The organism is Streptomyces rishiriensis, assembly GCF_030815485.1.
Classification (GTDB): domain Bacteria; phylum Actinomycetota; class Actinomycetes; order Streptomycetales; family Streptomycetaceae; genus Streptomyces; species Streptomyces rishiriensis_A.
The window spans coordinates 3,956,097-3,968,014 of sequence record NZ_JAUSWV010000002.1 but is presented as its reverse complement, the minus strand read 5'-3'; the positions used below and the strand labels follow the sequence as shown (position 1 = coordinate 3,968,014).

10 protein-coding genes, 1 tRNA gene and 1 pseudogene are annotated in these 11,918 nt (G+C 70.7%); 8 read left to right on the top strand and 4 right to left on the bottom strand.

Annotation, left to right across the window (positions count from 1 at the left end):
- Positions 1 to 77: 77 nt before the first annotated feature.
- Positions 78 to 755, bottom strand: a complete 678-nt coding sequence (locus QF030_RS20040) for a DUF461 domain-containing protein (RefSeq protein WP_307164049.1) — start codon at positions 753 to 755, stop codon at positions 78 to 80.
- A 791-nt stretch (positions 756 to 1,546) separates the two neighbouring features.
- On the opposite strand from QF030_RS20040, the gene QF030_RS20035 reads away from it, so the two are divergent.
- From QF030_RS20035 to QF030_RS20010, 6 genes and pseudogenes are all read left to right on the top strand, one after another.
- On the top strand, positions 1,547 to 2,029 hold the full coding sequence (locus QF030_RS20035) for a CarD family transcriptional regulator (RefSeq protein WP_003953493.1): 483 nt from the start codon (positions 1,547 to 1,549) through the stop codon (positions 2,027 to 2,029).
- Between the two features lie 351 nt (positions 2,030 to 2,380).
- A complete protein-coding gene (gene ispD / locus QF030_RS20030; protein WP_307164048.1) occupies positions 2,381 to 3,133 on the top strand; it encodes a 2-C-methyl-D-erythritol 4-phosphate cytidylyltransferase in 753 nt (250 codons plus the stop codon).
- Positions 3,123 to 3,620: a 2-C-methyl-D-erythritol 2,4-cyclodiphosphate synthase gene (ispF, locus tag QF030_RS20025; RefSeq protein ID WP_307164047.1), complete on the top strand. Its 498-nt coding sequence runs from the start codon at positions 3,123 to 3,125 to the stop codon at positions 3,618 to 3,620. The genes ispD and ispF overlap by 11 nt, the downstream gene beginning before the upstream one ends.
- Before the next feature lie 108 nt (positions 3,621 to 3,728).
- Positions 3,729 to 5,129, top strand: coding sequence for a cysteine--tRNA ligase (cysS, locus tag QF030_RS20020; RefSeq protein WP_307164046.1), 1,401 nt, complete (start codon positions 3,729 to 3,731; stop codon positions 5,127 to 5,129).
- 102 nt (positions 5,130 to 5,231) lie between these two features.
- Positions 5,232 to 6,174 (top strand): annotated as a pseudogene (gene rlmB, locus QF030_RS20015) (23S rRNA (guanosine(2251)-2'-O)-methyltransferase RlmB).
- A gap of 219 nt (positions 6,175 to 6,393) precedes the next feature.
- Positions 6,394 to 8,061 carry a DoxX family protein gene (locus QF030_RS20010; protein ID WP_307164045.1) on the top strand — a complete coding sequence of 556 codons (1,668 nt, stop codon included), beginning with the start codon at positions 6,394 to 6,396 and terminating at the stop codon, positions 8,059 to 8,061.
- A gap of 140 nt (positions 8,062 to 8,201) precedes the next feature.
- Here the strand turns inward: QF030_RS20010 and QF030_RS20005 are convergent, their stop codons facing one another.
- From QF030_RS20005 to QF030_RS19995, 3 genes are all read right to left on the bottom strand, one after another.
- A complete protein-coding gene (locus QF030_RS20005) occupies positions 8,202 to 8,933 on the bottom strand; it encodes a nucleotidyltransferase family protein (protein WP_307164044.1) in 732 nt (243 codons plus the stop codon).
- A gap of 96 nt (positions 8,934 to 9,029) precedes the next feature.
- Complete coding sequence (locus QF030_RS20000; protein WP_307164043.1) at positions 9,030 to 9,500, bottom strand: hypothetical protein; 471 nt, start codon at positions 9,498 to 9,500, stop codon at positions 9,030 to 9,032.
- Between the two features lie 210 nt (positions 9,501 to 9,710).
- Positions 9,711 to 10,799 (bottom strand): ABC transporter ATP-binding protein, encoded by a 1,089-nt coding sequence (locus tag QF030_RS19995; protein ID WP_020130312.1) that lies wholly within the window; start codon positions 10,797 to 10,799, stop codon positions 9,711 to 9,713.
- A 293-nt stretch (positions 10,800 to 11,092) separates the two neighbouring features.
- On the opposite strand from QF030_RS19995, the gene QF030_RS19990 reads away from it, so the two are divergent.
- Together QF030_RS19990 and QF030_RS19985 are read left to right on the top strand one after the other, a co-directional pair.
- Positions 11,093 to 11,169, top strand: a tRNA-Thr gene (locus tag QF030_RS19990).
- A 77-nt stretch (positions 11,170 to 11,246) separates the two neighbouring features.
- Complete coding sequence (locus tag QF030_RS19985; protein WP_307164042.1) at positions 11,247 to 11,912, top strand: rhomboid-like protein; 666 nt, start codon at positions 11,247 to 11,249, stop codon at positions 11,910 to 11,912.
- Positions 11,913 to 11,918: the final 6 nt, after the last annotated feature.

Genomic DNA, 11,918 nt, shown 5'->3' with positions numbered 1-11,918 from the left:
GTCCGGGACGGACATGGAGCAGGAAGGGCGGCGCCCCGTGCGGGGTGCCGCCCTTCCTGCGTGCGTGTGCGTGGAGGTCAGTGGCCGGCGGTCGCCGACTCCGACGCGGACGCGGAGGCGGAGGCCGTGTCCGACGGGGACGCCGATCCCGACCCGGCGGTACCGCCCTCGGCTGCCGAGCCGGAGGCCGACTCGGACGGGGACGCCGACGCGCTCGCGGAGGGGGACTCCGCGGCGCTCGGGATGTCGGTGGGGCCCCACTTGGAGAAGTAGCTCTCGGCGGGGACGACGAAGGCGCGCAGGCTGACCTCGCCGGTCTCGCTGAAGGTGAAGGTCACCTTCTGCGCGTCGCCGTCCTTGACGGCCTCACGGCTGCTCGGCAGGACGGCGGACGCGTTGTTCGCGCCGCCGATGACGACCGAGCCGCCGGCCGGGACGGTGAGCTTGCCCTTGCCCTTGGCGGGCGAGAGCTCGGCGGACTTGCCGCCGTCGAGGGTGATGGACTCCAGCGTCTGCGCCTTGCTGCCGCTGTTGAAGACCGTCGCCGAGATCACGGCGGGACCGGTCGACTCCAGGTCGGGCTGGGTGATGACGACGACGTTCTGAAGCTTGATGTCGCCGACGCTGGCGGCGGCGTTGTCCGGCTTGATCTCCAGGGTCTGGGAGTCGTTGCCGGCCCCACAGGCGGCGAGCGAGGCGATCGAGAACGCGATGGCGGAAGCGGCGAGGGCGCCGCGTCGAAGGCTGCTGCTCACGGCGGCGGCAACTCCTTGTACACGCGGGCGGCTTTCCTTTGGATAAAGCCGTCCTAAGGGTCTGTCAGCGGGCTTAGGTTACCGAGCCGTTCTCGTGCCGCCGCACCCGACCCGCCTCTAGAGCGATCCCATGCCGCGACGGACGCGCCGGACGGCCTCCGGCACCACCCGTCCGGACGGCCACAAGCGACCCGCGAGTCACATCGGCTTCACTTGCCGTCTTCTCGTTCTCCGCCCGTCGTCATCCCCTCTCGTTCGCCACTCGTTCCCCTCTCGTTCCCTCCGTCTTCTCCTGCCTTCTCCTCACCTTGCTGTCGTCTTCCGCGTCCTCTTCCCCTCCCCGTCCTCTTCTTGTCCTCTTCCGGCTCGTCTTCCGGCTCGGGGGCGCATTCGCATAACCGTGCCGGACCTCTGCTCGCGGATTTTCGGTGAAGGAATGCGAGGTCGTCCCCGGAATTGATCACGGGCCGGGTCGAGGGTCGATGATCAATTCCGGAAACGGCTTGTATCCGGCCACGTGAACCGAACGGAGTAGCGGAAGTCGCACTCCTGGAAGCGGACATATGTGGACGTTCGGCCGTTCGGGCGGGGCTTCCGATGCGTGTAACGTGCGCGTTTCTCCTCCCTCGGAGAGCACCTCCGACCTGCGAATACCTGCTTCCGCGGCCCCTCCGCAGCACGTTCCTGTCGCTGTTGTCAAGCCCCGAGATATGCCCTGACCTGCGAAAACGCCATTCAGAACCCGCAGTTTCCGTGTTACCCTGGATAGCCACGGAAGGGGTACCTGTCACATGACGTTCAAGGTTGGCGACACCGTGGTCTATCCCCATCACGGGGCCGCGCTGATCGAGGCTATCGAAACTCGCCAGATCAAAGGCGTGGACAAGACCTACTTGGTGCTGAAGGTCGCCCAGGGTGACCTGACGGTACGTGTGCCAGCGGACAATGCGGAGTTCGTCGGCGTACGTGATGTGGTCGGTCAGGACGGGCTGGACCGGGTCTTCGAGGTGCTGCGTGCGCCGTACGCCGAGGAGCCCACGAACTGGTCGCGTCGTTACAAGGCAAATCTGGAGAAGCTCGCCTCCGGCGATGTCATCAAGGTCGCGGAAGTCGTGCGTGACCTGTGGCGTCGTGAGCGCGAGCGCGGACTCTCCGCCGGTGAGAAGCGCATGCTCGCCAAGGCCCGCCAGATCCTGGTGAGCGAGCTCGCTCTCGCGGAGAACACCAACGAGGACAAGGCCGAAGCACTGCTCGACGAGGTGCTCGCGTCCTGAGCTCGCGTTTTCGTGTGCTGACGCCGGCCCGAGACCGGCCTCGGCACACCGAAGAACACGCGCCTGAAGAACACTGAAATGCCGCGGTGCCCGATGACGAATTCCCCGTCGCCGGGCGCTGCGGCATGTCCGCGCCGGGGCAGCCACCGTACGCCCTGCCCGACAGGGCTGGTCGGTCGATATTGCCCCGTACCGCCCCCGACCATGCGCCCGATGCCTCGATACTTGATGCGCCGGGCCCGGGCTGCTGCCCCGACCGGCACGTCACGGAAGGGTCCGGTCAAGGCGTCGCGCCCGGCACTTCCAGGGCCATACCCACGCCGGGCCGGAACACAAACCTGACAGGAACCGATGTCTGACGATTCGCGTCCCTCCCCCGCGCCCACCCGCACGGCCGCGGTGATTCCGGCCGCCGGGCGGGGCGTCCGCCTCGGTCCGGGCGCCCCCAAGGCGCTCCGCACGCTGGGTGGCACGCCCATGCTGATCCACGCGGTACGCGCCCTCGCCGCCTCCCGAGCCGTGTCCCTGGTCGTCGTCGTCGCCCCGCCGGACGGCACCGCAGAGGTGAAGTCGCTGCTCGACGCGCACGCGCTGCCCGACCGGACCGACTTCCTGGTCGTGCCCGGCGGCGAGTCCCGTCAGGAGTCCGTGAAGCTCGGCCTGGACGCGCTGCCGCCCGGCCACGACATCGTCCTCGTGCACGACGCCGCCCGGCCCCTCGTCCCCGTCGACACGGTGGACGCCGTGATCGAGGCCGTACGCGAGGGCGCTCCCGCGGTCGTCCCGGCGCTGCCGCTCGCGGACACCGTCAAGGAGGTCGAGCCGGCCGATACCGTCGGCGACCCCGAGCCGGTCGTCGCGACGCCCGAGCGGGCCCGCCTCCGTGCCGTGCAGACCCCGCAGGGCTTCGACCGCGCCACCTTGATCCGCGCCCACGAGACGGTCACGGAGAACGTCACCGACGACGCGAGCATGGTCGAGCAACTGGGGCTGACGGTCGTGGTCGTCCCCGGCCACGAGGAGGCCTTCAAGGTCACCCGGCCCCTGGACCTGGTCCTCGCGGAGGCGGTCCTGGCCCGCAGGAGGCTCAACGATGGCTTCTGAGACGCGGCCCCTGCTTCCCCAGGTCGGCATCGGTACCGACATCCACGCCTTCGAGGAGGGCCGCGAGCTGTGGTGCGCGGGCCTGAAGTGGGAAGGGCAGGGCCCCGGACTGGCCGGGCACTCCGACGCGGACGTGGTCGCGCACGCCGCCTGCAACGCGCTCTTCTCCGCGGCCGGCCTCGGTGACCTGGGGCAGCACTTCGGCACCGGGCGCCCCGAGTGGTCCGGCGCCTCGGGCGTCACCCTGCTGACGGAGGCGGCCCGGATCGTCCGCGCGGCCGGGTTCGTCATCGGCAACATCGCCGTACAGGTCGTCGGCCCCCGTCCCAAGATCGGCAAGCGGCGGGACGAGGCGCAGAAGATCCTGTCCGAGGCGGCGGGCGCGCCGGTGTCGGTCTCCGGTGCGACGACGGACGGGCTCGGGTTCCCCGGGCGCGACGAGGGCCTGCTGGCGATCGCGACGGCGCTGGTGGCGCGTACCGGCTGACCGGCGGCACCCGCACCCCGGCCGACATATGCCATGGCATGTCACGAATGTGTGGCCCTTGGGTGGAAGGGGCTCGGGGCATCGCTCCGCGCCCACTACCCTGGAGTGGTGACCATTCGCCTGTACGACACCAGTGCCCGGCAGATCCGTGACTTCGCCCCGCTCCAGCCGGGTTGTGTCTCGATCTACCTCTGTGGCGCCACCGTGCAGGCGGCCCCGCACATCGGGCACATCCGTTCGGGCCTCAACTTCGACATCATGCGCCGGTGGTTCACCCACCGCGGCTACGACGTCACGTTCATCCGCAACGTCACCGACATCGACGACAAGATCATCGTCAAGTCGCACGACCAGGGCCGGCCCTGGTGGTCGATCGGGTACGAGAACGAGCGGGCGTTCAACGACGGCTACCAGGCACTGGGTTGCCTGCCGCCGAGCTACGAACCCCGCGCGACCGGGCACGTGCCGGAGATGATCGAGATGATGCGCGGGCTCATCGAGCGCGGTCACGCCTACGCGTCCGAGGGCAACGTCTACTTCGACGTGCGCTCGTTCCCGGAGTACCTCCAGCTGTCCAACCAGGAGCTGGACAACCTGCTCCAGCCCTCGGCGGACGGCGAGACCGGCAAGCGCGACCAGCGCGACTTCGCCCTGTGGAAGTCGGTCAAGCCCGGGGAGCCGAGCTGGGAGACCCCCTGGGGCCGCGGGCGTCCCGGCTGGCACCTCGAGTGCTCGGCGATGGCGCACAAGTACCTGGGATCCGTCTTCGACATCCACGGCGGCGGCCTCGACCTGATCTTCCCGCACCACGAGAACGAGATCGCCCAGGCGAAGGCCTACGGCGACGAGTTCGCGCGGTACTGGGTGCACAACGCCTGGGTCACCATGAGCGGCGAGAAGATGTCGAAGTCGCTGGGCAACAGCGTCCTCGTCTCCGAGATGGTGAAGCAGTGGCGCCCGATCGTGCTGCGCTACTACCTCGGTACGCCGCACTACCGCTCGATGATCGAGTACAGCGAGGAGTCGCTGCGCGAGGCCGAGTCGGCGTTCGCGCGGATCGAGGGCTTCGTGCAGCGCGTCGTCGAGAAGGCCGGGGGCGTCGTCGAGCCGGCGGCCGAGGTGCCGCCCGCCTTCGCCGAGGCGATGGACGACGACCTGGGTGTTCCGCAGGCGCTCGCCATCGTGCACACGACGGTCCGGCAGGGGAACTCGGCCCTCGCCGCCGACGACAAGGAGGCCGCCGTGGCGCGCCTCGCCGAGGTCCGTGCCATGCTCGGCGTCCTCGGTCTGGACCCGCTCGACGCCCACTGGGCCGGTGAGGAGAGCCGGGGTGAGGACCTGCACGGCGTGGTCGACAGCCTCGTACGACTCGTCCTCGACCAGCGGGAGTCGGCCCGCGGGCGCAAGGACTGGGCGACCGCGGACGCCATTCGTGACCAGCTCGCCCAGTCCGGCCTGGCCATCGAGGACGGCCCGCAGGGGCCGCGCTGGAGCCTCGGCCCGCGGTAGGGGCGGCCCCAGGGCCTGTCCTTGATCGACTGTGCCGCCCGGCCTTCCGGGCGGCACACTGCATAAGACGTACGTACGAAAGCTCACGGAGACGAGAGACTCATGGCAGCCAACAACCGCCGCATGTCCGGCAAGAAGGGCGCGCAGGTCGGCAGTGGCGGCCAGCGGCGCCGGGGCCTGGAAGGCAAGGGACCGACCCCGCCCGCCGAGATGCGCAAGAAGCACAAGGCGAACCGCATCGCGACCGCCAAGGCGAAGCAGGCCGTGCGCCGGCCCGCACAGCGCGGCCGCGGCGGCAAGGGCACGTCCGAGATGGTCGTCGGCCGGAACTCCGTCGTCGAGGCGCTGCGCGAGGGCGTGCCCGCGACGATGCTCTACGTGCAGCAGTTCATCGACAACGACGAGCGGGTGCGCGAGGCGCTCCAGCTCGCCAGCGAGCGCGGCGGCATCCACCTCATGGAGGCCCCGCGTCCCGAACTGGACCGCATGACCAACGGCCTCAACCACCAGGGCCTGGTCCTCCAGGTCCCGCCGTACGAGTACGCGCACCCCCGAGGACCTGGCGTCGGCCGCCTACGACAACGGCGAGGACCCGCTGATCGTCGCCCTCGACGGCGTGACCGACCCGCGGAACCTGGGCGCCGTCGTCCGCTCCGTCTCCGCCTTCGGCGGTCACGGCGTCGTCGTCCCGGAGCGCCGCGCGGCCGGTATGACGGCCGGTGCCTGGAAGACGTCCGCCGGTGCGGCCGCCCGCACCCCGGTCGCCCGCGCCACCAACCTCACCCGCGCCCTGGAGGCCTACAAGAAGGCCGGCATCGCGGTCGTCGGCCTGGCCGCCGACGGCGAGCACGAGGTCGGCACGCTGAAGGCCCTGGACGGTCCGGTGGTCATCGTCGTCGGCAGCGAGGGCAAGGGACTCTCCCGGCTGGTCGGCGAGACCTGCGACTACCGGGTACGGATCCCGATGCCGGGCGGCGCGGAATCCCTCAACGCCGGTGTGGCGGCCGGGATCGTGCTGTACGAGGCGGCTCGCCGCAGGGGCTGAGGCAGGCCGGGCTCGGCCGGCCCGGGCCGACCGAGCCCGTCGGTCCGAGCCCGTCGGTCCGAGGCCCGTGCAGCCGCGCCAGTCCGGGTGGCGTGCGAGGGCGACAGAGGGAAACGGTTCACTCGGACGGGTTAATCCCGCCGAGTCGTGCAACCTTGACGGAGCCCGGACAGATCCGGCGGGTCAAAGCAGTGTCCTAAACACACGTCACTCGGTTAGATGAGTGTGGACACCAGAACACCCCGCACACCCACGGGGGACCGCTCGTCGGGATTCGACGACGCTCCCGCGCTGAGCATGGTGAAGGTGCCGAGCGATCCGGCGCAGATCATCGTCAGCCACGCGAGCTTCCGCGTGCAGCTGGGCGCGTCGGCGCGGCGTAACCAATCCCCGCGGATCGCCCGTCACGTGAGCGCCATCGATGACACCGCGCGCATCTCCGCCGTCGGGGCGGCGGGCAGAGCGGGCGCCGCTTCCGGTGGCCGTCGGCGGGCGGTCGTCTGGAGCGGCAAGTCCGCCCCGGACGACACCGGGGCCCACCGGCTGCTCCAGGCCGTGCGGGCAGGCAGTGTCGGCCACGGCGGACCGCCCGGCGCCGACGCCGGAGCCACCCAGGTCATCCCCCGCGTCGACATGGGCGACCCGGGTTACGACGGCGGCCTCGCCGCGCAGACCCTGGAGACCCCGATCGTCGGCGCCCAGCGGACGCCCGTCGACGGCGAGCAGCGGATCCTGCCGAACATGCGCGGCGTCGGCAGCGCCTACGACGAACCCGGCTACGACGACGCCCAGTTCGAGGACTTCGGGGAAGTCGACGACGATCCCGAACCGGCGCCGCGCGGTCGGCGGCAGGGCGACGATCCCGCCCGGCACGCCTACTACCCGGGCCGCCGGATGAACCTCGGCGTGGTCCTGCTCCCGCTGCGCATCTTCCTCGGCTTCATCTCCATCTACGCCGGCATGGGCAAGCTGTGCGACCCCGTCTACTTCGACGGCGGCAAGCGCGGCTCCATGGTGAAGTGGCTCAATACCCTGCACCCGTGGGAAGTCGCCGAGCCGCTGCGCCAGTTCGCCCTGCACCACCCCGTCGGCTCCGGCCTCGTCATCGCCTTCCTCCAGGTCGTCGTGGGCGTCCTCACGGTCCTGGGGTGCTGGCAGCGGATCGCCGCGGTCGTCGGCGCCGGACTCTCGGCCGCGCTCATCGTCACCGTCAGCTGGAAGACCGTCCCGGTCTACGACACCCCCGACATCATCTACCTCGCCGCCTGGTCGCCGCTGATCATCGCCGGCGCCCCGGTCTACTCGGTGGACGGCCGGCTCGCCGCCGGTGCGTGGCGCCGGCTCGGCCCGCGCTCCGACCTGTGGGAGCTGCGCCGTTACGTGCTGCGCCGCGGCGTTCTGGTGACCGCGATCGCCGTCGGGCTCACCCTGCTCGTCGGCTCGCTGCTCGGCGGCGCCGTCCGCGACGCCGACCGGGTGGTCGTCCCCGGCCCGGGCGAGCCCCCGCGCAACGAGCTGCCCGGCTCGCCGCTGCCGGAGAAGTCCGGCACGCACAAGGCGTCCCGCGAGCCCTCCGCGTCCAGCTCGCCCACCCAGGGCGCCACTTCGGCGGCCCCGACGGCGGGTACGGACAGCGAACCCTCCGAGGCGCAGGACTCCGGCACCACCGGCAGCGGGGACGCCGGCGCGCCCAGCCAGACGCAGGGCACCGCGGGCGAGGCTCCGCCCGAGCAGTCCACCCCGGTGGAGCAGGCCCCCGCCACCAGCTCGGGCCCCACCTCCGGCGGCTCGGCGACGTCAGGCGGTTCGACGGGTGGCGGCAGCGGCTCGGACGGCGGTTCCTCGTCCTCCGGCCAGCCGGGCCTGGTCGGAGGCCTGCTCGGCTAGGACGGAGCTGAAGGACCGAGGGTGCCGTGCGCTGAAACAGCGCACGGCACCCTCGAGGTTTTCAGGGGGGCGAAGAACTGCGCGACCGGCCCCCACCGGGTCGGCAACGGCAAGGAACCGCTCCACCCGTCCAGCGGCTCTCAGCGGCTCAGCGCCGCCAGCTCCTTCGCCGCCTCCGTGAGGTCCTTCGCGGTGTCGATGGCGCGCCAGTACGCCCCCTGCGGGAGCGGGAACCCGGCCAGCCGCCGTTCGCGGGCGAGGTGCGGGAACGTCGTCCGCTCGTGGTCCCCGCGCTCGGGGAGCAGCCCGGCGAAGGCGGGGGAGAAGACGTAGACGCCGGCGTTGATCTCGTACGTGGTGGGCGGCGCCTCGATGAAGTCCGTGATGTGACCGAACCCGTCCGTCTGCACCGCACCCCACGGAATGCGGGGACGGGCCAGCGCGAGGGTCGCTATGGCGTCGCGCTCGGTGTGGAAGTCGGCCATCTCGCGCAGCGAGAAGCGGGTCCAGATGTCGCCGTTGGTGGCGTACCAGGGCCGGTCGGGGTGGGGCAGGTGGGCGGCCGCGTACTTCAGGCCGCCGCCGCGGCCCAGGGGCTCGGTCTCCACGACGGTGGTGACCTTGACGGGCAGGTCGGCCGACTTCAGCCAGTCCTGAAGGACCTCGGCGAGGTGGCCGCAGGAGACGACGACGTCGGTGACGCCCTCCTCGGCGAGCCAGCGCAGCTGATGGCCGATGATCGGCGTCCCCGTACCGGGGATCTCGACCATCGGCTTGGGCCGGTCGTCGGTGTACGGGCGCAGCCGGGACCCCTGGCCACCGGCCAGGATGACGGCTTGCGTGGGGCGGGACGCGGCGTGCGGATCGGTCATGCCCGCACTGTACGTGCCGCTTGTTCCGGGGCGTGCGGCTCCCCCGGTGGGAGGGGAACCGCACGCCCGGGTCGTTACGGCCCGGGGCCCGGTGGCTCAGCCGCGGGCCGCCAGGACGCCCGAGGCGAAGGACGTGTCGCACACCGGGCGGGAGTACGACTGGGCGCGCGAGGGGCCGTACAGGCGGACGGCCGCACGGCCCAGGGCGCGGGCGATGGAGGAGCAGTGTTTCGCCAGCGACGGCCTGCCGTTCACGGCGGCCTGGAGGTGGGTCAGGGCTACGCCCGGATCCTTCTCCTGGAGCTCGGTCAGCAACTGGTCGCGCAGTACTTCCTGCGGGGCCTTGGCGGCCCGGTGCGAGGACTGCTGCGCGGCGGAGACGTCGGAGGCGGTGAGCACCGAATCCGAGGGGTTCCCCGACCAGTTGACCCGGGTGACCGCGAGGGTCCCGGAGAGCACCATGACGACGGGCAGGACGAGGGCGAGCGAGCGGCCGATCCGGCGGGCTGGGCCGCCCTGGCCGCGGCGCGTGCGCTGGGTGGTGGAGTGGTTCGCGGAGTGCTTCACGCGTGAGAGGGTAGCGTGCAGTAATGATCCGGCGACATTGAGTCACCCGTACGGGGGATGAACCCGTGCCCCCTTTTGGGTAAGGGGTTGACGGACCTCGGTCGGAATGTCCGCTGTGCCGGGGATTTTCGCGAGCACGGAAAAGGGCCCCGCAGCAGGCTGCGGGGCCCTTTTCGTCAGACCGGGTGAATCACCCGGCTTCAAACCGGGTCAGTCGGAGAGGCGCGCGCCCGTCGAGGTCGAGAAGACGTGGGTCTCGCCCGCGCGCGGGACGACGTGCAGCGTGCTGCCCTTCTCCGGGACGTCACGGCCGCCGACGCGGACCACGAGGTCCTTCGACTCGCTGCCGACCTTGGCGGTGCCGTAGACGAAGGCGTCGGAGCCGAGCTCCTCGACCACGTTCACGACGACCGCGAGACCCGTGTCGGCGTCGGCGCCGGCCACGTCGAAGTGCTCGGGGCGGACGCCGACGGTGACCGTCTTGTCGGTGGCGGCGGCGAGCGCGTCGCGCTGGACCGGGACCACCGAGTTGCCGAACTTCACGCCGCCGTCGGCGATCGGCACCTCGACGAGGTTCATCGCCGGCGAGCCGATGAAGCCGGCCACGAAGAGGTTGGCGGGCCGGTCGTACATGTTGCGCGGGGTGTCGACCTGCTGGAGCAGACCGTCCTTGAGGACCGCCACCCGGTCGCCCATGGTCAGGGCCTCGACCTGGTCGTGGGTGACGTAGACGGTGGTGATGCCGAGGCGGCGCTGCAGCGAGGCGATCTGCGTACGCGTCGAGACGCGGAGCTTGGCGTCCAGGTTGGACAGCGGCTCGTCCATGAGGAAGACCTGCGGCTCACGCACGATGGCGCGGCCCATCGCGACGCGCTGGCGCTGACCACCCGAGAGGGCCTTCGGCTTGCGGTCCAGGTACTCGGTGAGGTCGAGGATCTTCGCGGCCTCTTCGACCTTCTGCCGGATCTCCGCCTTGTTGACGCCGGCGATCTTGAGCGCGAAGCCCATGTTGTCGGCGACCGACATGTGCGGGTAGAGGGCGTAGTTCTGGAACACCATGGCGATGTCCCGGTCCTTGGGCGGCAGGTGCGTGACGTCGCGGTCGCCGATGCGGATCGCACCGCCGTTGACGTCCTCGAGCCCCGCGAGCATGCGGAGCGAGGTGGACTTGCCGCAGCCGGACGGGCCGACCAGGACGAGGAACTCGCCGTCCGCGATGTCGATCTCGAGAGCGTCGACGGCGGGCTTGGTGGAACCCGGGTAGATCCGGGTCGCCTTGTCGAATGTGACAGTGGCCATGGTGAAAGGCCCCCTTCTACCGGCAGGAACGTGCCGGACGATCCGTTGTAGGAAGGTGGTTGGTGTAGTCCACATGAGCGAACTGGGTCAGGACGGTACCTGGCGTTTCCCGGTCTGTCAGTACCCGCAGGCATGTGAACTTCGCGGAAACTTTCGAGTGGCGACGAGTGGCGTCGAGTGGCGTCGAGTGGCTCGCCGGCCCGGAGCGGTGCGGACGGTGGAAGTCCGTGGCCAGGGGAAAGCGGGGCTGTGTACAGTGGAGCCGCCCTCGCGCGTGCGCGGTGGCGCGCGATGCCTCCTTAGCTCAGCTGGCCAGAGCAGCTCACTTGTAATGAGCAGGTCGTCGGTTCGAATCCGACAGGGGGCTCCACGAAAAGCCCAGGTCAGCTCCGGTGCGGCCTGGGCTTTCCGCTGCCCCCGGCCGACGTTTCGCCGATACTGGGCCGGGTGAGACGGCTCAGCGGGCTTTCCGGCGTCCGGCGGGCGGTGTGGGCGTACGTCCGCAGCGCGCCCGGCACCTATGTGTGGCTGACGGTCCTGTTCGTCACGACGGTGGCCCTGCACCACATGTCACCGGAGTTCGAGCAGGAGTTCCTGCGGCAGCGGTCCACCAACATCCATGAGCTGTCCCGTCATCCGGTGCGGGTGCTGGTGGCGAGCGCGATGTGGATCGACGGCGGGTACTGGCTGCCGTACGCGGTGCTGTACTCCGTCTTCCACGCCCCGGCCGAGCGTTGGCTGGGGACCGCGCGGTGGCTGGCGGTGTGCGCGGCCGCGCATGTGCTGGCGACGCTGATCAGCGAAGGCGCGCTGGCGAAGGCGATCGGGGACGGTCTCGCGCCGCAGTCGGCCGTCAACACCCTGGACGTCGGGGTGAGTTACGCGCTGTCGGGTGTGGTGGCGGTGCTCGTCCACCGGATCCGCCCGCCCTGGCGGTACGGATGTCTGGCGGCCGTTCTCGTCTTCTACGGCTTCCCGCTGGCCGCCGGGCCCACCTTCACCGACCTCGGCCACTTCGTCTCCGTCCTCGTCGGGCTGGCGTGCTATCCGCTGGTCAGAGGGCGCGAAAGAGTACGGAATCCGAAGGAGACAGCGCCTGTGCCGCCGGGTTAACGTCCG